The sequence below is a fragment of the Porticoccus hydrocarbonoclasticus MCTG13d genome, from assembly GCF_000744735.1.
GTDB lineage: Bacteria > Pseudomonadota > Gammaproteobacteria > Pseudomonadales > Porticoccaceae > Porticoccus > Porticoccus hydrocarbonoclasticus.
On sequence record NZ_JQMM01000001.1, the window covers coordinates 55,767 to 79,340 of the forward strand.

The window sequence follows — 23,574 nt, forward strand, 5'->3', positions numbered from 1 at the left end:
CGGTTTCAGATATCGAGATTCCCCAGTACCTGCAGCGGAGGCAGGCGCACCGCCTTGCGCGTGTAGAGCACGCCGAGCACCCCAATCAACAGCGCCCCAGCCAGGGGACCCCAAAACCACAGTTCGACATGGAGCCCAAAGGGCGCCTCGAACATACGCCGCTGCAACAGGAACAATGCCAATTCTGCACCGACGGCGGCCAGCAACCCGGCCAGCGCGCCCAGCGCACCGAACTCCACCGACTGCACTGTCAATATGCGCCGGGCCGTGCTGCCCAGTGTTCGCAGAATGGCGCTTTCCTGCAGCCGTTCGGCCATCGACAGTTTCACTGCGGCCAGCATGACCAACACCCCACAACCAAGAATCAGCAGCGTCATCAACTCCAGTCCATGAGTCACCTGGCTCACCATGGAGCGAATCCGTTCAATCACCATATCCAGTTCAATTACCAATACCGTGGGATATTGACTGAGCAGTGTATTGACGAACGGTTTCTGTTCCGGCGGCAGGTACAGGCTGGTCATGAAAATTCGCGGATACTTCTCCAGATACCCATCGGGAAACAGCACGTAAAAATTGGGGGTCATGGTGTCCCAGTTGAGGCTGCGGATACTGGTAATCACCCCATCGAAGGTAAGCCCGCCCACACTGAAGGTGAGACGACTGCCCAGCGTCACCCCGATTTCACTGGCCAGATCCTCTTCAATCGATACCGGCGCTACATTCACGCCATGCCGTTCAGCGAAGTGGGTCAGCTCTTCCCACCACTGCCCTTCTTCCACCCTGTTGCCTTCGGGCAACTGATCGGTCCAACTCAGATTCAGTTCACGGCGCAGGGCGTTATTCTGCTCCACCAGCTCATCGGAAGGCGGCTGACCATCAATCAGCGTTATCCGCCCCCGAACCATGGCATACCAGCCCACCGAACTGAGCTGGTTATCTGCCAACAGACGTTTCACACCATCCAGTTCGTGGGGAGCCACATTGACCAGAAAGTGATTGGGCGCATCTTCGGCCAGTTGCCAGCGCCACTGCTCCATCAGGGTGGTACGCACCATCACCAGCGTCATCAGAATCGCCATGGCCCCGGCAAACCCGGTCAGCAACACCAGTGTTTGTCCACGGCGACGCCACAGGTTAGCCAGGGCCAGCCGCCATACACTGCCCGCCCGGTTACCCAGTCGTCGGGCCAGATTCAATAACAGCCAGCCAGGGCCCATCACCGCCAGTGCTGTCACTACCAGCCCCGCCAGAATTGCCAGCGTCAGGGCTATACTCTGGCTGTACCAGAGCAACATCAGCAGAATAACCAGCAAACCAATTACCAGTCGCTTCATCGCGCTTACCGGGTGGACGGGCACATCCCGTCGCAACACCGCCAGCGGCGACAGGGACGGCAGATGCCAGAGAGCCGGCAGGGCAAAACCCACCAGACACAGCATGCCGGTCGCCAAACCTACCAGCCACGGCCGCCAACCGGCCTGAGGCAGATTGACCGGCAGCAATTCGCGCACCAGAAAGACCAGTGATTCATGCACCAGCCAGCCTATCGCCAGCCCCATCAGGGAGCCCGCCAGCGCCAACCAGAAGGTCTGCTGCCAGTAAAGTGATCGCACACGGCGGGCAGACAGCCCCCAGCTTTTCAACAACGCCACAGCCGCTGTTTGCCCGACAGCGTAATGGCGACTGGCCAGGGCCAGGGCAATACCGGCCAGGACAACACCCAGGCTGCCTGCCAGGATCAGGAACCGCCGCCCCTGGATCAGCGTATCGGCAATACCCGCCTGCGCTTCATCGGGCGACAGAAGCCGGTCATGACTGTTAAGTTGCGGCTCGAGCCAGGCGAGATAACTGGCCAGATCGCTGTCTTCACCCGCCAGCAACAAACGGTAATCGACCCGACTGCCGGGCTGGATCACCCCTGATGCGTTCAAATCCTGCCAGCTCATCAGCACCCGGGCGCCAAACAGGGAGAAAGAGCCGCCACGATCCGGCTCTTCGACAATGACTTTGGTGACTCGCAACGTGACTTCCCCCACCTCCAGCGAGTCACCAAGTTCCATTTTCAGAATAGGCAGAAGACGGCTGTCCACCCAGACCTCACCTGCTGGTGGACCGTGGTTTACCGACTCAAAAAACTCGGGGGTTGTTACAAAAGTGCGCTCGGCCAGTGTCAACAGGCCGCGCAGGGGATAGCCGGACTGCACGGCTTTCACCGCTGCAAGGTGGTTGTTATCCCCGCTGTAGACCATGGAAGCAAACAGTGCCATCTGCACGGTTTCCAAGCGCTCATCATCCGCGCGCCGCAACCAGTCGTCCGGGATGGCACGGCTAGTGCGAACCTGGGCATCCGCGGCCAACAGGTGGCTGGACTCTTTAACCAACGCTTTTTCTACCCTGTCTGCCAGCAGGGCAACCGCAGTCACGACAACCACCGCCATGACCAGCGACCAGAAAATCAGGGCCAATTGACCGCCGCGCCAACTGCGCCACAACAGTTTCCAGGCCATCATTCCGCTGTACCCGACAACACCGTGTCGTTTTCCACCAACAGACCACCCTTTAGCGTCACACGCCGGTGACAACGGCTGGCCAGCGTCGCCTCATGGGTCACCAGCAACAGTGTTGTACCCTCTTCACGGTTCAGCTGGAACAACAAATCATTGATCGTCTTGCCAGTCACCGTATCGAGGTTACCGGTGGGCTCATCGGCAAACAGAATTCTGGGTCGACTGGCAAAGGCGCGCGCCAGCGCAACACGCTGCTGTTCACCACCGGACAACTGGCGGGGATAATGACTGAGTCTGGCGGTTAATCCGACACGGTCCAGGTAACTGCGGGCAATTTCGGTGGCACTGCTATCACCCCGCAACTCCAATGGTAACGAGACGTTTTCCAGCGCCGTCAGACTGGGCAGCAAATGAAATGATTGAAAGACAAACCCCACATAGCGGGCACGCATGGCAGCCCGCCCCTCCTCGGTCATGGCCGTGATATCTTCCCCGTTCACCCTGACCACCCCGGCGCTGGGTGTATCCAGACCCGCCAGGATTCCCAACAGCGTAGACTTGCCTGATCCGGAAGGCCCGATAATTGCCAGTGCCTCTCCGTCAATCACGGTCAGGTTGATATCGTCCAGAATTCGCAGAACACCCTCGGAAGTGGTCACTTCCTTGGTAATATGATTCGCTTCAATCATTGATCACTTCCATTTACCGACAAACGCCATACACTGTAACAGTTATCTGTCACCCTCAAATTTGTTGCCATGATCCGCTGCTGTATTGCCCTGATTTTATCGCTTGTGCTGCTCACCGCCCACAGCGCCACCCTGTTGGTTCTGGGTGACAGCATCAGTGCCGGTTATGGTATTGATGCCGGCAAGGGCTGGGTGGACCTGATGCAACATCAACTCGGCGATGAACATCGGGTCATCAACGCCAGTATCAGCGGTGATACCACCGGTGGCGGCCTGTCCCGACTGGATACCCTGATTGACGAACACCAGCCAGATTTTGTGCTGATCGAACTGGGCGGTAACGATGGGCTGCGGGGTTACCCGATTCCGCGCATGGAGCAGAACCTGCGGGCCATGATCGACCTCAGTCGCGCCAATGATAGCCAGCCCATTCTGTTTGGCATGCAAATTCCACCCAATTATGGCAAGCGTTACAGCGATCAGTTCGCCAATGTTTTTCCTAAACTCGCCGCCCAGGAGAACGTACCACTGATTTCTTTCATGTTCGAAGATATCGCCACAGATCAGGCCCTGATTCAGGCGGACGGCATTCATCCGACTGAAACGGCACAACCGCTGATCGTCGAACATGCCATGCGGTTATTGCTGCCACTGCTCAACGGCGAAGCGCCCTGCGACCCTTGAGTCCGCGCCCATATCCCATCACCTGAACTCTGTTAGAATCCCCCCCCAAACCACAGGCCAGCTGTTTCATGACTCTGATCCGGATCGACGATATTTCCATTGAATTTGGCGATGTGCCACTGCTGATCAATGCCCAGCTTACGGTGGAATCCGGTGAACGGATTTGTCTGATCGGCCGCAATGGTGCGGGAAAATCCACTCTGCTGAAAATTCTCACCGGACAGATCAAGCCCGACCACGGCGAAATCCACTTCCGTCGCCACCTCCGCATCAGCCAATTGGAACAGGCCCTGCCGGGGGACCTGGAACGCAATGTTGCGGATGTTGTGCGGGAAGGTCTGGCCGACCAACAATCGCTCATCAACCGGTTTTACCACCAATCCCAACAGAGTCCGGACAAACAGGGAATGCAGGCAATGGAAGACTTGCAGGCCGAGATTGATGCCGGCGGTGGCTGGCAGGTGGACAAACAGGTAGAGACCATCATCAGTCAACTGGAATTGCCCGCCCACAAAACCCTGGCGGAATTATCAGGCGGCTGGCGCAGGCGGGTGGCATTGGGTAAAGCGCTGGTGTCCAATCCTGACCTGCTGTTGCTCGATGAACCCACCAACCACCTGGACATCAGCACGATTGAATGGCTAGAACACCGTGTTCGCAGCTTTCAGGGAGCCGTCATCTTCATTACCCACGATCGCAATTTTTTACAACGGCTGGCCACACGAATCGTCGAGATCGACCGTGGGCACCTGGTCAGCTGGCCCGGCAACTACCAGAATTACCTGACCCTCAAGGAGCAGGCCCTCGAAGAAGAAGAAAGCCGCAATGCCCTGTTTGACAAGAAACTGGCTGAAGAGGAAACCTGGATCCGCCAAGGCGTCAAAGCACGCCGTACGCGCAACGAAGGCCGAGTGCGCTCCCTGCAGGCCATGCGCCAGAACCGCGCACAGCGCGTCAATGTGCAGGGCAAGGCCAAAATCACTGTTGAAACCGCCGAGAACTCCGGGCGCAAAGTGATCGAAGCGCGCAGCGTGTGCCACGGCTATGGCAATGAACAACTGATCGACAACTTCAAGATCAAGATTATGCGCGGTGACCGTATCGGCTTGATCGGCAATAATGGCGTCGGCAAGTCTACCCTGCTGAAAATTCTGCTCGGCCAGATAGAACCTGATGAAGGCTCGGTCAAACTGGGCACCAATATTGAAATCGGCTACTTCGATCAGATCCGGCGGGAGCTGGATACCAGCAAAACCATTGCCGAAAACGTCGGCGACGGCAAAGAGTACATTCGCATTAATGGCAAGGAGCGCCATATTATCGGTTACCTGCGCAACTTTCTGTTCTCGCCCAAACGCGCCATGACCCCGGTCAGCGCCCTGTCCGGCGGCGAGTGCAACCGGGTGCTGCTAGCCAAACTGTTTACGCGTCCCACCAACCTGCTGGTGCTCGACGAACCCACCAACGATCTCGATGTGGAAATGCTCGAAGTTCTCGAGGAGCAACTGGTGGAATACCAGGGCACCCTGATCATCGTCAGCCACGACCGGGAGTTTCTTGATAACGTGGTTACCAGCGTGCTGGTATTCGAGGAAGACGGCAAAATTGAAGAGTACATCGGCGGTTACAGCGATTGGGTCAAACGAGGCAAACACCTCAAAATCGCCGATACGCTGGATCACCCCTCCGGCCACCTTGTGGATCACGAGACCACCTCAACCGCTGCGGCGAAAAAACCCGCCGTCAAACTGAGCTACAAGTTCCAGCGGGAGCTGGACAGCCTCCCGGGCCTGATCGACCAACTGGAGCAAGACATTGCGCTTCTGGAGGAACAGACAGCAGACCCGGACTTTTTTAACCGCCCTTTCACCGAAACCCAGCCGGTGCTGGACCAATTGGCAGAAAAACAACAGGCGCTGGATGCGGCCGCAGAGCGCTGGGTAGAGCTGGAAGAAATGAAGGGTTAATTTCCCGAAACTGATCCAAAAAATTGAAATTGATTTTTTTGTTCCCAGCAAAAACATTTTTGCCGGTCTAATCATCTGAAATTTTTATAATAACCATGACCAAAAGTCATGCTTTCAAGCATGGCTTTTAGATAGCCCTTTCTAAAAATTCCCACCATGATCAACCCAATGCCAAGGCAAAAGCCTTTGGCAGAAACGTGCTTTAGCGACTTGTTAATAATCGGGCGCACAGCGCTTTGCGGAGGACCAATCAGTCGATATAGCGAGTTCAGGCATTCACATCTTCACTACGAGGAATGACCATGACAAAGCATTTTAACCACCTGTTAACTAGGGGCATGACCGTTGAGGTCACCGATCCCAAGCACCCCAGGTCCGCGCATCCGGCCACGTTTCTGGGCCAGGTCTGCTACTGCGACCAGGATCATGCCTGTATCAAAGACCACGATGATCACACCTACAACGTTTATCTGGATGAAATTCTTTGCCTGATGAACTACAAAAACAGTAGCTCCTGTTACTGCCTGCGAATGAGCGAACACGGCTACGACGTAGTGTGCATATTGCCCACCGGTATGGTGGAAACCCTTGCCTCATCACTGGACATAACCACGGCGCTGTACGTGATCGAGCTGTTTTCCACACCCCGCAGCCATCAACCGCTGGCGGCCTGAGCACGCTCAGAGGCAATACTTACCAACACAACCAAAAACGCCCCACTTCCAGTCTTGGCAGTGGGGCAGAGGTCAATTACTGACGGGGCTATTCAGCCTTGAATAACCACCTGAGAGCGGAAGCCTTCGACCAATTTCAATAGTTCGCCCACTTCACGCTGTGGAAATTTCGCGTTATTGAACGATACCGCGCATTCATCGAGAATTACATCAAACTCCCCATCGGTGATTTTCAGTGCGTCATCCACTTCACCGATCTGAACAGGGAACAGCACCGGACCGCCGGTATACTGTACCGCCCAAGCCGTCAACGCCACTTTGGCACTTTCTCTTGAGCCGATACTTTCATGAACCTTTTTTATCCTGGGGTTCGCATTCAGCGTCTTGTTTATATACAGACGATCCACCAGATCATTGACCGTCAAAGCAATCGGATACACACCACCCAGCCGCTCAAACAGCGTCCTCTCAGGTTGGGATTTCGCGGGCGAAGACAACAGCAGCAAACCGGCCAGCAATATTGCAACAGGTAGCAGCAACACTCTGGCAGGACGGGTAACAGGCCATGTAGAACACTTCATTTTCGATCCTTGGAGGAGATAAACATTACAGAGCCATCAAACAGATAGGAGGGAAATTCTACCTGACACACCTTCTTGCTGACGCCAATACTACTACTACAACACCATTATGGGGCCTACCAACTTCTCAACGCTATCTGTTAGACAGCGTTAGCCGAGGTGCTCCACCAGCAACTGCATCGACTCCCTACCCCGCCACAGGTTGATGTCCAGCTTGTAGATCAACCGGACTTTCTCAGCCGCCGGGTCGGGCCAGATGTCTGTGCCCACATTGAACGCGATGGCGTCGATCAACTGTTTTTTGCTTTCATCCAGTGCTAGCAGCAGCTTGAGGTGTTTTTCACCGACGATGCGCTGTTGCACGATATGAAATTCGCCCTCGAACAGCGGTTCGGGAAAGTGCTGCCCCCAAGGGCCAGCCTCCCGCAGCAACCGGGCGGTGTCGATATTGAGTTCAGTGGTATCCAGCACCCCATCGGTGAGGATTTCTGCTTCCAGATCCGCCGGGGTGAGCAATCGACGTACCTCTGCATCAAACGCATCGACAAATTTCAGGTAGTGATCTTTTGGGAGACTCAGCCCTGCCGCCATGGCGTGGCCGCCGAATTTACTGATCAGGCCCGGGTGGCGGCTGGCGACCGCGTCCAGTGCATCCCGAATATGCAGGCCCTTGATGGAGCGGGCAGACCCTTTGTATTCACCGTTGTCGGCATCGGCAAAGACGATGACCGGACGATGCACCCTGTCCTTGATGCGCGAGGCCAGCAGACCCACCACCCCCTGATGCCAGTTGGCATCGAACAGGCACAGCCCCCAGGGTAACTTCTGTTCGTCCAGGTGCAATTGCTCCAGCGCCAACAGCGCTTCCCGCTGCATGTCGGCTTCGATCACCCGGCGGTCGCGGTTCAGTTCATCCAGTTGCAGGGCATATTCCCGCGCCATATAGGGGTCGGTTTCAAGCAGACACTGGATGCCGATGGACATGTCGTCCAGCCGGCCAGCCGCATTGAGCCGGGGCCCAATGGCAAAGCCGAGATCTGATGCCACCAGACGACTGCAATCACGTCCCGCGAGGTCGAGCAGCGCCTGGATGCCCGGCCGGGATTTCCCCGCCCGAATACGCTGCAACCCCTGATGGACCAGAATGCGATTGATCGTATCGAGAGTGACCACATCGGCCACGGTACCCAGTGCCACCAGATCGAGCCATTCGGCCATATTGGGTTCTACCCGCGGCTGATCTGCAAACCAGCCGCGCTCACGGAGTCGCTTGCGGAGGGCGCTCATCAGATAGAACACCACCCCCACCCCGGCGAGGTTTTTGCCGGGAAATTCGCAGCCGTGCTGGTTGGGATTGACGATGGCATCCGCCGCGGGCAGTTGTGCGCCGGGCAGGTGGTGATCGGTGATCAGCACTTTGATACCGGCGGCTTTTGCGGCCTCGACACCGCTGACACTGGAAATACCGTTATCGACCGTGATGATCAGATCCGGTGTTTGCTGTTTGGCCAGTTCGACAATTTCCGGGGTGAGGCCATAACCGTATTCAAAGCGGTTGGGCACGATGTAGCTCACCCGGGAAAATCCCATGGCCCTCAGCGCCAGCAGGGTCAGCGCCGTGCTGGTGGCACCGTCGGCATCAAAATCGCCGATAATGAGCACAGATTGCTGTTCATTGATGGCCTGTTCGAGCAGCGCGACCGCCTCGTCGATCCCGAGCAGACCGTCCGGGCCCGGTAGCCCCTGGAGTGTTCGCGCCAGTGCCCGGTCATTCTCGGCTCCCCGGGCCGCATAAATGCGCTGTAATAACGGCGGAACCGACGGGCTGAATTCGCACCGGGTCAGGTCAACGGTGCGGCGGGTGATATGGGGTTTCGTCATGGCAAAGTGTTCCAGATCCATTTTATGCGGGGGAGCATTTCAATCCGTTGCCAATCCGCTATGATGAATTGATGATAACAACAGACCGACATTGTAAAGCAGGCTGGTATCAGGAAGCACACGAGCCGGCGATGCGATGGGAAAGGAGATGTTTTACCGATGACCGATAACCCTTCGTACAAGCACTGGCAACTGGAGCGGGATAACGAAAATATTGCCTGGCTGGCCATCGACCGTTGCGATGAGAGTGTCAACACCCTGAACAGTGACGTGATGCAGGAACTGGATACCATCCTGTCGGAGCTGGAAACGGCCCTGCCCGCCGGACTGGTCATTTACTCACCGAAAGCCAGCGGCTTTATCGCCGGTGCGGATATCCGCGAATTTGAACAACAGGCTGACCGCGAAGTCGCAAAGGCCGGTATTGAAATGGCCCACCGGGTCTTTGCGCGGCTGGAAGCACTACCCTGCTATTCGGTTGCTGCCATTCATGGCTTTTGTCTCGGCGGGGGTCTGGAGCTGGCACTGGCCTGCAACTACCGGGTGGCACTGGATACCGATAGTACCCGGATCGGTTTCCCGGAAATCCAGTTGGGGATTTTCCCCGGCTTTGGTGGCACCGCACGCAGTATTCGTCTGCTGGGCGGCCGCAAGGCACTGGAGTTGATCCTCAGCGCCCGCTCTCTCAGGGCCCGTGCCGCCCGTGCCGTGGGCCTGATGGACAAGGTGGTATCAGAACACGGCAGCCTGCACTGGGCTGCGCGCAAAGCCATCGTCAAGCAGCGCAAAGGACATCGGGCCAATCGGCTCGAGCAACTGACCAGCCGTCCGGGCATGCGCCAGATCCTGGCCAAAGTCATGGCCCGCGAGGTGGCCAAACGGGCCCGCCCGGAACACTACCCGGCACCCTATACCCTCATTGAGCTCTGGCGTCAGGTGGGCAGCGACTTTGAGGCTTTACTGAGAGGCGAAGCGGACAAGGTCAGTGAATTGCTGATGGGTGATACCTCCCGCCACCTGCGGCGGGTTTTTCGTCTTCAGGAACAGTTAAAGGCCCTGGGCAAATCGGATGACCCCACTGCCAACTGGCGGCCCCACCGCGTGCATGTGGTCGGCGCGGGCGTCATGGGCGGCGACATTGCCGCCTGGTGCGCACTGCGGGGAATGGAAGTCACATTGCAGGACCGGGAGACCAAATATATCGAGCCTGCCCTGAAACGGGCTGAAAAACTGTTCAAGAAAAAATTGCGCAGCACTGCACAGGTTTCTGCGGCGAGCAGCCGTCTGATCGCCGACGTGGACGGAGAAGGGATTGCCCGGGCGGATGTCGTGATTGAGGCGATTTTTGAAAATCTGGAGGCCAAGCAGCAACTCTTTAAGGATCTGGAGGAAAAAGCCCGACCTGACGCCGTACTGGCAACCAACACCTCTGCCATACCACTGCATGAAATTGCACTGGGCTTGCAGCAGCCACAACGCCTGATCGGGCTGCACTTCTTTAATCCGGTAGCAAAGATGCCGCTGGTGGAAGTGGTGCGGGGCGAGCAGTCCAATCCCGCGGATATTCAAAAAGGCTGCCTGTTCAGCAATCGTATCGGCAAATTTCCCTTGCCGGTCAACAGCGCTCCCGGCTTTCTGGTCAATCGTGTGCTGGCCCCGTATATGCTGGAGGCTATCAATCTGCTGGAGGAAGGGCACAGCATGGCCACCGTGGATGAAGCAGCCAAACACTTCGGCATGCCGATGGGACCGGTTGAACTGGTGGATACTGTCGGGCTTGATGTCGCGCTCAGTGTGGTCAAAAAACTCGCACCGGACAGGCAGGAGGCCATTGCGAAACTGGAGGCGCTGATTGTCGAGGGCAAGCTTGGCAAGAAATCCGGCGAGGGCTTTTACCGATGGAAGAAAGGCAAGCCTGACATAGGCAAGGCCAGTGATATGGTGGCCATGGATATTCTCGGTGACCGCCTCATCAAACCGCTGCTGGCCGAGTGTCAACGCTGCCTGGATGATGCCATTGTCGACAGCGCCGACCTGCTGGACGCCGGGGTCATTTTCGGCACCGGCTTTGCCCCCTTTCTCGGCGGCCCGATGCATTACCTGGAACACCAGCAGTCGGAGGTGAAACCATGAGCCAAACCAAGACCATTCGTCCGGTAGCCATTGTCGGAGCAAACCGTATTCCTTTTTGCCGGGCTGGCACCGGCTATGCTGATCTGACCAACCTCGACATGCTGGTCAGCGCCCTGCAAGGGCTGGTGGATCGTTACAATCTCCATGGGCAACAAATGGATGAGCTGGTGGCGGGCGCTGTGATGACCTTCCCGAAGGATTTCAATCTTGCCCGCGAAGCGCTGTTGGGCACCAGCCTGTCGCCGTTGACTCCCGGTATCACGCTCCAGCAGGCCTGCGGCACCAGCCTGCAAGCAGCCTTTGGCATCGCCTCGAAAATCGCCTGCGGGCAGATTGAGTGCGGCATTGCCGCCGGTACCGACAGTGCCAGCGATGTACCGGTGCTGTTTTCCAGGCGATTCTCCCAACGGCTGGTGGCGCTATCCAAGGCAAAAACCACCCGTCAGAAACTGGCTATCCTGAAAGGCTTTCGCCCTTCCGAGCTCGCCCCTGTGGCCCCCGCCATCAGTGAACCGCGCACGGAACTGAGCATGGGCGAGCACTGTGAATTAATGGCAAAGCAATGGCAGATCGGCCGCGAAGCACAGGATGAGCTGGCGCTGGCCAGCCACCACCGTGCCGAGTCCGCCTACAGCAACTGTTTTTTTGATGACCTGCTGAGCCCCTGTGCGGGCATGTTGCGGGATAACAACCTGCGCCAAGACCTGACGCTGGCGCAGCTCGAAAAGCTAAAACCGTCTTTTGATCGCAGCGCGAAAGGCACCCTGACTGCCGGTAACAGCACGCCGCTGACTGACGGGGCAGCCTCCCTGCTGCTGGCCAGCGAGGAATGGGCCGCCGCCAACAATCTGCCCGTGCTGGCACGTCTCACCCATATGGAAACGGCCGCTGTCGACCATGTGGGTGGTGAGGGCCTGCTGATGGCGCCGACCGTGGCCGTGGCCAATATGCTGAGTCGTGCCGAACTCAGCCTGCAGGATTTCACCCATTATGAAATCCACGAAGCCTTTGCCGCACAGGTGCTCTGCACCCTCAAAGCCTGGGAGGCGGAGGAATACTGCCGGGAAAGGCTGGGCCTGGAAAAAGCGTTAGGCAGTATTGATCGCGACAAACTCAATATGACCGGCAGCAGTCTGGCCATTGGCCATCCTTTTGCCGCGACCGGTGCACGGATAGCCGGGACGCTGGCAAGGCAACTACAGTTGGCGGGACAGGGTCGCGGCCTGATTTCGATCTGCACCGCTGGCGGTATGGGAGTAGCGGCCATCCTGGAGAGATAACTGTAGCGGGGGCCGCTATTGTTTTGCCGAGGGATTCTCACGCTCGCCGGTTACTTTGACCACCTCTCCCGGTTACCTAGAGCTTCCGCTTGAGCGGGCAGCCCCGTTAAGCAATCGCTTGATGGCCTTGCGGCCGAAGCGGCGTTTGAAGGCAGCTTTAAAGTCATACAGATAAAACGGTATGCGGTAATGCCATGGGATAGCGCCTCCGCTCTCAGGCCGTTGCAGATACTGGCCGATCAACTGCTCTCTACCTTCCCAATGGAGCTTGTTGCAGACACGGGACAGATCGGAAAGTCGCTCCAACATGGTGGCGCCGCGATTGAAGAAACGCGCCCGGTTAATGTCGATCAGGGTGAACTGAAGCTCGCCCGCAGGTGATTTTTTAATGAGGATATTGCCACCGGAAAGATCCCGGAAATAAACTCCCCGGCAGTGCATCTCAAACAGGAAACGTCCCAGCTGCCGGTAAGCCTGTTCAGCGGGAATATCCTGAAAGTGGCTGGCACCATCACGAAATGCGGACAGTATTTCCCTAGCCGTAAAATCTGCGTCAACCCGGTCACAGATAAAGTAATTTTCCAGCAGACCCCGATCACCGACTTTTTCGAAATAGGCCAGCGGCATAGCTGTGGGGATACCCCTGCGCAATAATTCTGCAGCGGCAATCCAGCTGCGGCGGGCTTTTGAAGGCCTGTGTCTTTCGAGAAAGCGCTTGTGGGGATGAATCTTCAGCGGTTTTTTTGCCACAACCGCCGTTGCCAGCGCGCCGTCGACTGTCCAGACAGCATTGCGGGCGCGGCGCAAAAGGTTTTCTTTGCTGGGGCCGGGCAAGTGATCGGGATGCAGAACCTTGAAACGCAATGCCGCTTCGGCGGGGCTATTGGCCACCAGCATGCCGTGCCACTGGTCATCATCGTACAGGTAGTATTTCTGATCAGGGATATGCCGGTAAATGTGCTCTATCTGCGCGAGGTCTGGCTCGATCAGCTGCACATCTGCCGTAGCGGGCCAGATCAGATACAAGGGGGCCTCTGAAATCAGTTGCACCTTGCCGGTCAGACAATCTCCGTCGCGATCAAGTAACTCGCTGGCAGCGATATCGCCTTCGCTATAACAGGCCCGCAGCGGCAGTGCTTTGCCATTTTCTGCCCAGGCCACATGAATCAGGTGACGGTCATTGCGGAATGCATGTATCTGCAATCCACCGGTGGTGGCCAGTGCGCCTTCGTAGCGACCGCCTGAGATTTCTGCGATAAAGGTTTTCATGGCCTGGAAGGCCGGGCGAATGCGATAGCTGGCTTCGTCTCCCAGCACCCGATGATAGTGCGTTACCCTCTCCAGCAAAGGGTAGATACCGGTATCATCGTCAATCAGCCCTTCGCGGTTGCACAACATCGGCCCCCAATAGATCTGACGCATCGACCCGGAAGCCGCACACAGCACCATATATCTGGTCAGGTAATCCGCCATCTTCTGTTCACTGTTGACCAATACGCGTTTGATACGGGGCAAGGTCCAGAAAGCGGAGGGAGAGACCAGTTCATCGATACCAAAGTCACTGGTGATCTTCTTGAGAATCCGGCACTTTTTGACCAGATTTACTTTCACAAGCTGCCCGATCCAGTTACCCATCAACCGGTGATCAAATCGCTCCGGCTCCACCACCCGTTCACTAAAAAGGTTATTGGTGTGGATATCGGGCAGCTTGCCTTCCTGCTTTAAACGGGTCAGTACAGCGATATTCCAGAGTGGTTCAAAATCACTGATATTGGGGCCGGCCAGCCTGATATTTCTGGACTTGATTTCGTCGTAGGCAATGCTCCAGCTGGTAAAAAAACTCTCGGTATCATAGCCGGACCAGCGACGGCGATTGATGGTTGAGCCAACCTCAATTGCCCAGAGTCTTTCACCGTAACGGGTGGCAGTTGAGCTGACGAATTCACGCCAGGCCACCTGCCCGGCAGGCGTGTTAATTCGTTTTACTTCCTCAAACGGTTGTACCAGATGCAACAGAACCTGGATGTCGGTGGCCAGCAGACGATCCAGCAGCCGGGCGACCGGGCCTGCCATATCCCCGTAGGTGAAATCGACACGGACCTGGCTGATACCCAGTTCAGCAAGGCGCTCCAGCACATAGTCGTCTACCAGTGGGTTATCCGCGGTGGTGACACCAACACCGATAAAGTCTGTCGGGACAGTGTGGCCGGCAACGGGCAGGTGCCCTCCCGATACCCGCATCCTTCCCGACAGGGTATAAGGCACAGCGTCCAGTATGAATTTGAGATTCATCGTGTCACCGCAGAAAATTCGGGGTAAAAGCATCCCCTGAAGCGCCAGGCGGACTGAAATTGATACATTCTCCACTCACCATTGCATCACCGGGGAGACTCACATCAATGGAGACTGACGGTTTGAATGGCAACTGGCCCTCCTGACAACAGATGAAGCGATGTTCTGATTTGCTGAAAACGGCAAAACCCTTATGACCTGCCATGCATTGTTATCAATTATTCTGGTTGGCAAGGGTATCAGATTCGCGGCTGTGAGGCAGCATAGATCCGTACGCCCTCGCGGATTATGTGACCCTGTGAGCACTGATCGCCAGCAGGGACTACCCCACCGACATAATCCCAGGCTCAATCGCTATGATTAACCGCAGGTTCGTCCCAAGCAGCAGCTACTGTGGAGAAAACCGGTAGAACAGATTTGGCTCACTGACGATGTAGATATTCAGTTCAGAGTCTACAGCTACGCCCTCCGCCTGGGGGATGGTGCTCACCAGACCACTCCTGCCCGCTCGCAAATCCAGCAAACTGATGGATTGTCTTTCATCATTGTATTCCACCAGCATATGGGATTCATCGCTCAAAAATAACTTATGCCCCACACCCCTGACATGGGTGATTGATGAAAGATCCCTCATAAAAAGCTCCGGCGAGTCCGGTGATTTTATCTCGCGAATACCGATATTCATTGGCTCACCCACAACGAAACTGACAAACCCGGTGATTTCAATCACCCGCATCGGATTTCGCTCTTTTACCACCAGCAAGCGTTGCCCGTCATCATCCCAGGAAAGACCTTCAAAACCCTTGTTGGTATCACTGCCGATCCCGACCACCAGGGTCGGTACCCCCTCGGTATGGACTCTTTCCACGCCATCGGGAATGTCGACAACCAGCAAGCGGGGGGTTCGCTCTTCGGCAATCACATAACGATCACCACTGACGTGTGTAAAACCTTCCATATCCCTGACACCCTCGATCCGGATTGAACGCAACAGTTCACCTTCTAGGGAAAGCTCCACCACCACCGGATCACTGTTTAACAGTGCCCAGAGGGTATTTTTTTCAAGGTTATAAGTCAGTGCTGAGAGATCGTCCTCAAGCGCCGGGATTGTCTTGCCATCAATGGTTACCCGGTAGCGCGACAGATCCATTGCAACTTCAGGCAGCGCTGCTTTACTTAAACGAAAAGCGTGCCAGGAAAGCACCCCGGCGTGCCAGGCATTCAAAACCGGTTTGTGTAAAGAGAACGCCAAGGCAAATATGAAAAGTACCAAACACACCATTAAAAATCGCTTCACAAGCCAGCCTTTCATCAACAAACACACACCCATTGGAGCGCTGAGTATTATGGTGAAAACAACGGTCTTGTCCATGTGAGAATGACCCATTGAACAGGTATCCATGGTGTGACAGCTGGGCCTGAAGCTGGAGATGGGATGACTTTCTGGCTCACACAAAATATGAGGCAGTCAGTGACATTCCACGACACACTGTCATTCGCCTGTCACTTTAATGTCATACAAAGACCGACAGAACACGCTATGCTGATTTGGCAAAACGTTATAAATCATCACAGGTAGTATCAGGTCGCGCATGAAAAAATACCCAATTTACCCGAAAGAACTGAGCTGGCTTGCCTTCAATGAGCGTGTTATTCAGGAAGCTGAGGATGAAGAAAATCCTGTGATTGACCGGGTGCATTTTCTCGGTATTTTTTCTGATAATCAGGATGAGTTTTTCAAAGTTCGAGTGGCTGATGTCAGGCGCAAGGTGTTGATTGAACAGATCGCGGGCTCGGCAAAGGACAGCAAACAGCTCCTGCGCGATATCAACAAGGGCATTGCCAGACTTTCGGTGCGGTTTGACCGGGCATTCCGAGCCGTTCTTGCAGAGTTACAGAAACGACGCATCTATTTTTTAATGCCGGAGGATCTCTCTGCCAGTCAGGGTGAGTGGGTTCGCGAACATTTTCGTGCGCAAGTGCTACCCCGCATTGTGCCAATCCTGGTCACCCCGGAAATTGATCTGTCGAAAGTGCTGCGGGATGGCGCCAACTACCTGGTAGTGGAAATTGGCAAGAAAGATGGGGTCGGCTATGCCCTGCTGGAAGTGCCGGATACCAGCAGTCGTTTTTTGAGATTGCCAAATGACCAGAGAAACCGACGTCGGCATTTTATGATTATCGATGAGGCCATTCGGTACTGCCTGGATATGGTGCTGGTGGACTTTTTCCGCTATCACAGCCTCAATGCCTGGTCGATGAAGTTTTCCCGGGACGCCGAGTACACACTCGACGATGAAATTGACAGAAGTCTTGTGGAAAAAATGTCGATCGGGCTAAAGCAACGCCTTCAGGCCAATCCTGTCAGACTGACCTTCGACCGGGAAATGCCTACCGAAATGATTGACATGCTGAAAAGCAAGTTTGGCTTTGCCAAAGGCGACAGCATTATTCCGGGGGGCCGCTACCGCAACTTTCGCGACTTTATCGGCTTTGCCAATCCCGGCGAAAAATACCTCGCCAATCAGCCAGTTTCCGCCCTGTCTGTCAGTCAGTTTGACCGCGCCAAAAACACTTTTGATGCGATTGATCAGGGCGACATCCTGCTCTATTACCCCTATCAAAAATTCAATTATTTTGTGGAATTATTACGCCAGGCTGCATTTGATCCCAACGTCATCTCCATAAAAATTAATATCTATCGTGTGGCAAAAGACTCCAGGGTGGTGGAGTGCCTGATGGATGCGGCGCGCAATGGCAAACAGGTCACTGTGAATGTGGAACTGAAAGCCCGTTTTGATGAAAAGCAGAACCTGGAACTCTCCGAAAAGCTCGCCGAGGCTGGCATTACGGTCATGCTGGGCGTACCGGGCCTCAAGGTACATTCAAAGTTGTGTCTGATTGCCAGAGAGACCCAGCATGGAGAGCAACTCTATGCCCACATTGGCACGGGCAACTTCAACGAGAAGACCGCTGAAATTTACACGGACTTTTCCCTCTTCACCTGCCATCAGAATATTTGTGAGGAAGTGCGCAATGTCTTCAACTTTATTGAGTACAGCTTCAAGCACTACGACTTCAAATACCTGCAGGTCTCGCCCTTCAACAACCGACGAAAAATCCGCGCCCTGATTAACCGTGAGATTCATGCCGCCAAATCTGGCCGGAAAGCCGTTATCAGCCTGAAGCTCAATAATCTGGTGGACGACAGTATCATCAGGCAACTCTATGCGGCGAGCCAAGCCGGCGTCAAAATCCGCATGATTGTCAGGGGAATGTGTGCGCTTAAACCCGGCATCAAGGGGTTGTCAGAGAATATTTCAATCATCAGTATCGTGGACCGGTTTCTGGAACATCCCCGCTGCCTGGTTTTCCACAATGGCGGTGATCCCGAGGTTTATCTGTCATCGGCGGACTGGATGACCCGCAACCTCGATTACCGGCTTGAAGTGGGCGTACCCATTCTGGACGCCACCTTGAAAAAGCGCGTGATTGATATTCTAGAAATCCAGTTCAGCGATCGCTGCAAGGCCCGCGTCATTGATGAACAGCAAAGCAACAGCTATGTAAAACGGGGTAACAAGAAAAAAGTACGCTCACAAATGGCCATTTACGACTATCTTAAAAAACTGAAATAGTCGTCTCTGCCCCCTCCCGCCCTTTAACGGCGAATATGTTCAGCCATGTATTGCTGCACTGAGGCGATCTCGTTGGGCTGCACGGAATAGCGCTCCTCGCGTTCAAACAGATCGGCCATGTGATGCGGCAGAGGTGGATCCTGCTGGTAGCCGGCCTTGCGCACCGCCTCGGGAAATTTCGCCGGATGGGCCGTGGCCAGACAGACCATCGGGATATCCAGGCGGCGGCGTGTGTGACGCGCTGCGGCGACGCCAATAGCGGTATGAGGGTCGAGTAAATAACCGTTTTTCTGCCACATATCATGAATGACCGCCACCATGGACTCATCATCCAGTCGGTAGCTGGTAAACAACTTCCGCGCACTGGCCAGTGCAGTCTCGCTGAGCTGCAGATTGCCGGTTTTTTTGAAGTCGGCCATCAGCGCAGCAAGGGCGGCCCCATCCCGGTCATAAAGGTCGAACAGCATCCGCTCGAAATTACTGGATACCATAATATCCATGGATGGCGACAGACTGTGTACCAGTTGGTGCAGGCTGTGGTCATTGGCACTGATACAGCGGTGCAGAATGTCATTGGCATTGGTACCAATCACCAACTGATCAATCGGCAGACCCATGCGGCTGGCCAGATAACCGGCAAAAATGTCGCCGAAGTTGCCGGTAGGCACGGAGAACGCCACCGGGCGATGGGGAGCACCCAGCGCCAGGCCGGCATAAAAATAGTAGACGATCTGGGCCATGATGCGCGCCCAGTTGATCGAGTTGACCGCCACCAGCTGGCGCCCTTCCGGCAGGAAAGACTGATCGCTAAAACTGGCTTTCACCATGTTCTGGCAATCGTCGAAGTTACCCTTTAGGGCGATGTTAAAGACATTATCTTCCAACACAGTGGTCATCTGGCGGCGCTGTACTTCGGATACCCGTTGATAGGGATGAAGAATAAAGATATCCACGTTGTCACTGTGGCGACAGCCTTCAATCGCAGCCGAGCCGGTGTCACCGGAGGTCGCGCCCATGATCGCGACACGCTGGTTGCGCTTCTTAAGAACATAGTCCAGCAGGTGGCCGAGGAACTGCAGGGCAAAGTCCTTGAAGGCCAGCGTCGGTCCCTGAAACAGTTCGAGAATAAATTCGTTGTGGCCACTTTGAATGAGAGGCGCGATGGCATCGTGACGAAAGGTGCTGTAAGCCTTATCGATCAATTCCCGCAGCGTGTCATCCGGAACCTCTCCGGCCATGAACGGTGACATCACTTTGAAAGCCAGCTCCTGATAGGACAGGCCAGACCAGCTGGCAATTTCTTCCCGGGAAAACTGCGGCAGGGTTTCGGGCACATAAAGACCGCCATCAGTGGCCAAACCGGCCAGTACTGCATCTTCGAAACTCAATACCGGGGCCTGCCCGCGGGTGCTGATATAGTTCACGCTTGATACCTGTGCTGTTTTTGAAACGGAAAACGCTAGCCCAGTGATTCCACACGAATCCTGACAATATCACCCTCGGTCGTGGGCAACTGTTGAATCTTGTCTACCGCTTCATCGAGTTTCTTCACCACGGCGCGGTCGGTGAGGATAATCAGCGGCACATAGTCCTCGCCATCATCTGCCTCTTTCTGGATAACGGCCTCAATACTGATTTTGGCATCACTGAGAATCTGGGTAATTTTTGATAAAACCCCCGGCACATCGCGCGCGGTGATACGCAAATAGTAGGCAGTTTCGACCTCTTCGATAGACAGTACCTTAATATCACTCAACTGATCTGGCTGAAAACCCAGGTGGGGTACCCGATGCTCCGGATCAGCCGTCAGGGTGCGGGCCAGGTCGACAATATCGGCAATCACAGCAGAGGCCGTAGGTTCTGCCCCCGCGCCGGGACCGTAATACAGTGTGGGGCCCACGGCATCACCCTTGACCACCACAGCATTCATTACACCATCGACATTGGCGAGCAGTCGTTTGCGGGGGATCAAGGTGGGGTGAACCCGCAGTTCAATACCACCATTGTTGCGACGGGCAATGCCTAGATGCTTGATCTGATAGCCGAGTTGCCGGGCATAGGCCACATCCTGGGTGTCCAGGTTGCTGATACCCTCGGTAAAGACTTTTTCGAATTGCAACGGGATACCAAAAGCGAGGGAGGCCAGAATAACCAGCTTATGGGCCGCATCGATTCCTTCCACATCAAAAGTCGGGTCAGCCTCTGCATAACCACGCTGCTGAGCCTCCACCAGCACATCGTCAAAGGCGCGGCCCTTGTCCCGCATTTCTGTCAATATAAAGTTGCCGGTGCCATTGACTATCCCCGCCAGCCACTCAATGCGGTTGGCCGAAAGTCCTTCCCTGATCGCCTTGATAATAGGAATGCCGCCTGCGACAGAGGCTTCGAATGCAACGGTGACACCTTTAACCCTCGCGGCATTAAAAATCTCGTTACCGTGCTCGGCGATCAGCGCCTTGTTCGCCGTGACCACATGCTTGCCATGCTCAATGGCATCGAGAATCAGTTCGCGTGCAACCGTGATGCCACCAATCAGCTCCACCAGAATATCGACATCGGGATTGCGGGCAACCGCAAATACATCTTCGGTAACCGGGGTATCGCCGAGCTCGCAAGCGGGATTGGGGCGCCTGCTTGCCACCTGCACTATCTCAATGCGGCACCCCGCTCTGGCATTGATTACGTCACCATTGCGCTGCAACACATTAAATGTGCCACTACCTACTGTTCCGAGGCCACACAGGCCAACTTTTACTGAGTTCAATCGATTTGCCTCGGTGTTAACCGGTTTAATTCGGTGCCAGCTGGGGTAATACCGTTTTGTAGCCCGTGACAGGCACGTTTATATCGCGGTATCACTAAAGCGGCCACCACGATAACCGTTCACTGCGCAAGCGCAGTACTCAAACCAGCAGACTGATAAAGGTTCGCAACCTTAATTGGCAGTAAAGGGACTGTCAATCTACCAGCAATGATTTGGTCACGCCGGTTACCGTTTTAACCATCACTATTTTCATCAAGCCCCATGATTGTCAGCAATTCAGCCGCCGGGCTGTAGCCGGGCAACAAAGCGCCGTCCTCCAGGATCAGGGCCGGGGTACCGGTGATGCCTATTTTCTGACCGAGCAGGAAGTGGCTGGCAACGGGGTTATCCTTGCAGACGTTCTCTGTTATCGGCTGACGGTTTTTCAGGGCAGTGAGTGCGGCCAGCTTGTCTTTGGCACACCATGCAGAAGCTATCTTGCGATAGGAGGGGGAGTCCAGTCCGGCCCTGGGAAAGGCCAGATAGCGAACCTCCACGCCAGCCATGTTCAGCTCGGGTACGGTTTCAATATGAAGTTTGCGGCAATAACCACAATCCACATCGGTGAATACATGAAGAATATAGCGGCGCACATCAGCAGCCGGGAAAACAATCATGTCTTTCGTTGCCAACGAGTCCAGCATTTCCTTGCGCAATTTCGCCGCAGCCAGATCCTTGATCGGCGCGAACATTCCCGGAAGGGCCTGATACATGTCGCCCGTAATAATGTAATCACCGGTTTTATTGGCGTAAAAGAATTGGGTACCGTTAATTCGCACGCGGTAAAGTCCGTCGATGGGCGAAGTTTCCACTGCACCGTATTCCAGATCAGGGCGCGCCTGCTGCAATTTGTCGATGATGGTCTTACGTGTCTCTTCTGACACATCGGCAGCATATGCGTTGGGTAGTAGTATCAGGACAATTATTGTGCCCAGCATTTTTTTTATCATCGCGGATTTCTCTTGTCAGGTTCAGCATGGCTGATCAGGTATTGAGTCTTAATGGCCAAAAGGGTTCACTTACCCTCTCGGGTGGTGTTCTGCATGCAGCGCCTTGATGCGGGTACTGGCTATGTGGGTGTAGATCTGTGTGGTGGAAAGATCACTGTGCCCGAGCAGTAATTGTACCACCCTGAGATCGGCTCCGTGATTCAGCAGATGGGTCGCAAATGCGTGGCGAAGTGTGTGTGGCGACAGGGGTTTTTCAATGCCGGCCTGGCTGGCGTAACCCTTGATTCGATGCCAGAAAGTTTGCCGGGTCATCTGCCGGGCACGGCGACTGGGGAACAGCACATCACTTTGTACAGCGCCCAATATCAGGGGCCGGGCTTCCCGCATGAAGCGCTCCAGCCAACTCATCGCCTCCTCGCCCATGGGCACCATCCGCTCCTTGCCACCCTTACCTGTCACTCTCACCACACCCTGGCGCAGATTGGCCTGATAAAGGGTCAGCCCCACCAGCTCAGAGACCCTTAGGCCCGTAGCATACAGCACTTCCAGCATGGTGCGATCACGCAGACCCAGCAACGAATCGGTATCCGGCTGATTCAACAGCGCCTCCACATCCATTTCTGTAAGGCTTTTTGGGAGCGGACGACCCAACTTGGGGTTTTCCACCATCGCAACGGGGTCTTCGACAAGCCGGTTTTCCCGAAGTAAATAACGGTAGAGTCCCCGCATACAGGATAACTGTCTGGCCGCCGAACGGGCCGACACACCCTGTTCAAAACGGCGGGCAAGGTAGCGCTGCACATCGGCAGCCCCCAACCCGATCAGAGACAAATCCTCCCGCGATGCCCAAATGGCCAGCGCCTCAAGATCGCGTCGATAGGCTTCCAGGGTATTGCGGCTCAGGCCCTTTTCCATCCAGAGGGCATCGAGATAATTGTCTATCAGGTGTTGGTCGATCGATGTCGGCGCCATGAGTTACTCTAACCGGGCTCAATGCATGGAACAATCATCAAAAATTACAGACAATCCTGAAAGCAACTTTTAACCATAAAAAAAGGCACCAACCTGTGGTGCCTTTTTGCATTGAGGAATGAACTCAGTTGAGCTTTTCCTTGATACGTGCAGCCTTGCCCGACAGTTCGCGCAAGTAGTAAAGTTTGGCTTGGCGCACATCACCACGACGCTTGACCTGCACACTCTCAACCAGCGGGCTGAAAGTCTGGAAGGTCCGCTCAACGCCAACACCATTGGAAATTTTGCGAACAGTGAATGCAGAATTCAATCCACGATTGCGCTTGCCAATCACCACACCCTCAAATGCCTGCAGGCGCTCGCGGGTGCCCTCTTTAACCTTGACCTGAACAACGACTGTATCGCCTGGGGCAAACGGTGGCAGTTGTTTGCTCATTTGTTCTGTTTCAATCGCAGTAATAATCGAATTTTTGTTACTCACGGTTTGCTCCTCAGCTTTTGTTGGTTGGTGGCATGCCAC

The 23,574-nt window shown here is 55.2% G+C and carries 17 protein-coding genes and 2 pseudogenes; 8 read left to right on the forward strand and 11 right to left on the reverse strand.

Annotated elements, in window-relative coordinates; all coding sequences use genetic code 11:
• Window positions 1–5: 5 nt before the first annotated feature.
• Complete coding sequence (locus tag U740_RS00290; protein WP_036858384.1) at window positions 6–2,513, reverse strand: ABC transporter permease; 2,508 nt, start codon at window positions 2,511–2,513, stop codon at window positions 6–8.
• Window positions 2,510–3,199 (reverse strand): ABC transporter ATP-binding protein, encoded by a 690-nt coding sequence (locus U740_RS00295; RefSeq protein ID WP_036858385.1) that lies wholly within the window; start codon window positions 3,197–3,199, stop codon window positions 2,510–2,512. The genes U740_RS00290 and U740_RS00295 overlap by 4 nt, the downstream gene beginning before the upstream one ends.
• A gap of 69 nt (window positions 3,200–3,268) precedes the next feature.
• Between U740_RS00295 and U740_RS00300 the strand changes: the two genes are divergently transcribed.
• The 5 genes and pseudogenes from U740_RS00300 to U740_RS00310 all read left to right on the forward strand — a co-directional run bounded on the left by U740_RS00300 (window position 3,269) and on the right by U740_RS00310 (window position 6,524).
• A complete protein-coding gene (locus U740_RS00300; protein ID WP_036858386.1) occupies window positions 3,269–3,883 on the forward strand; it encodes an arylesterase in 615 nt (204 codons plus the stop codon).
• A gap of 68 nt (window positions 3,884–3,951) precedes the next feature.
• A pseudogene (locus U740_RS12285) lies at window positions 3,952–4,815 on the forward strand (ATP-binding cassette domain-containing protein); the annotation flags it as partial.
• Window positions 4,816–4,962: 147 nt separating this feature from the next.
• A pseudogene (locus U740_RS12290) lies at window positions 4,963–5,289 on the forward strand (ATP-binding cassette domain-containing protein); the annotation flags it as partial.
• A gap of 75 nt (window positions 5,290–5,364) precedes the next feature.
• Window positions 5,365–5,850 (forward strand): ATP-binding cassette domain-containing protein, encoded by a 486-nt coding sequence (locus U740_RS12295; protein WP_407674727.1) that lies wholly within the window; start codon window positions 5,365–5,367, stop codon window positions 5,848–5,850.
• A gap of 302 nt (window positions 5,851–6,152) precedes the next feature.
• Window positions 6,153–6,524, forward strand: a complete 372-nt coding sequence (locus tag U740_RS00310) for a hypothetical protein (RefSeq protein WP_036858388.1) — start codon at window positions 6,153–6,155, stop codon at window positions 6,522–6,524.
• A 92-nt stretch (window positions 6,525–6,616) separates the two neighbouring features.
• Here the strand turns inward: U740_RS00310 and U740_RS00315 are convergent, their stop codons facing one another.
• The gene (locus U740_RS00315) at window positions 6,617–7,105 is read right to left on the reverse strand and encodes a globin family protein (RefSeq protein WP_051921091.1); all 489 of its coding nucleotides are present in this window, start codon (window positions 7,103–7,105) and stop codon (window positions 6,617–6,619) included.
• Between the two features lie 150 nt (window positions 7,106–7,255).
• A complete protein-coding gene (gene recJ, locus U740_RS00320) occupies window positions 7,256–8,986 on the reverse strand; it encodes a single-stranded-DNA-specific exonuclease RecJ (protein ID WP_051921557.1) in 1,731 nt (576 codons plus the stop codon).
• A gap of 159 nt (window positions 8,987–9,145) precedes the next feature.
• Between recJ and U740_RS00325 the strand changes: the two genes are divergently transcribed.
• A complete protein-coding gene (locus U740_RS00325; protein WP_036858389.1) occupies window positions 9,146–11,119 on the forward strand; it encodes a 3-hydroxyacyl-CoA dehydrogenase NAD-binding domain-containing protein in 1,974 nt (657 codons plus the stop codon).
• Window positions 11,116–12,399 (forward strand): acetyl-CoA C-acetyltransferase, encoded by a 1,284-nt coding sequence (locus tag U740_RS00330; RefSeq protein WP_036858390.1) that lies wholly within the window; start codon window positions 11,116–11,118, stop codon window positions 12,397–12,399. Before U740_RS00325 ends, U740_RS00330 begins: the two co-directional genes overlap by 4 nt.
• A 72-nt stretch (window positions 12,400–12,471) precedes the next feature.
• On the opposite strand, the gene U740_RS00335 is transcribed toward U740_RS00330, so the two are convergent.
• Both U740_RS00335 and U740_RS00345 read right to left on the reverse strand, forming a co-directional pair.
• Complete coding sequence (locus U740_RS00335) at window positions 12,472–14,691, reverse strand: lipopolysaccharide kinase InaA family protein (protein WP_036858391.1); 2,220 nt, start codon at window positions 14,689–14,691, stop codon at window positions 12,472–12,474.
• 388 nt (window positions 14,692–15,079) lie between these two features.
• Window positions 15,080–15,841 (reverse strand): SdiA-regulated domain-containing protein, encoded by a 762-nt coding sequence (locus U740_RS00345; RefSeq protein ID WP_160172031.1) that lies wholly within the window; start codon window positions 15,839–15,841, stop codon window positions 15,080–15,082.
• Window positions 15,842–16,283: 442 nt separating this feature from the next.
• On the opposite strand from U740_RS00345, the gene ppk1 reads away from it, so the two are divergent.
• A complete protein-coding gene (gene ppk1, locus U740_RS00350) occupies window positions 16,284–18,329 on the forward strand; it encodes a polyphosphate kinase 1 (RefSeq protein ID WP_036858393.1) in 2,046 nt (681 codons plus the stop codon).
• A gap of 23 nt (window positions 18,330–18,352) precedes the next feature.
• On the opposite strand, the gene thrC is transcribed toward ppk1, so the two are convergent.
• The 5 genes from thrC to rplS form a co-directional block, all read right to left on the reverse strand.
• A complete protein-coding gene (gene thrC, locus U740_RS00355; RefSeq protein WP_036858394.1) occupies window positions 18,353–19,753 on the reverse strand; it encodes a threonine synthase in 1,401 nt (466 codons plus the stop codon).
• Between the two features lie 35 nt (window positions 19,754–19,788).
• Entirely contained in the window at window positions 19,789–21,093 is a 1,305-nt protein-coding gene (locus tag U740_RS00360) for a homoserine dehydrogenase (protein WP_036858395.1), read from the reverse strand.
• Between the two features lie 233 nt (window positions 21,094–21,326).
• Window positions 21,327–22,082 (reverse strand): DsbC family protein, encoded by a 756-nt coding sequence (locus U740_RS00365; protein WP_036858396.1) that lies wholly within the window; start codon window positions 22,080–22,082, stop codon window positions 21,327–21,329.
• Window positions 22,083–22,151: 69 nt separating this feature from the next.
• On the reverse strand, window positions 22,152–23,054 hold the full coding sequence (gene xerD / locus U740_RS00370) for a site-specific tyrosine recombinase XerD (protein WP_036858397.1): 903 nt from the start codon (window positions 23,052–23,054) through the stop codon (window positions 22,152–22,154).
• Between the two features lie 124 nt (window positions 23,055–23,178).
• On the reverse strand, window positions 23,179–23,535 hold the full coding sequence (rplS, locus tag U740_RS00375) for a 50S ribosomal protein L19 (protein ID WP_036858398.1): 357 nt from the start codon (window positions 23,533–23,535) through the stop codon (window positions 23,179–23,181).
• Between the last annotated feature and the right edge of the window lie 39 nt (window positions 23,536–23,574).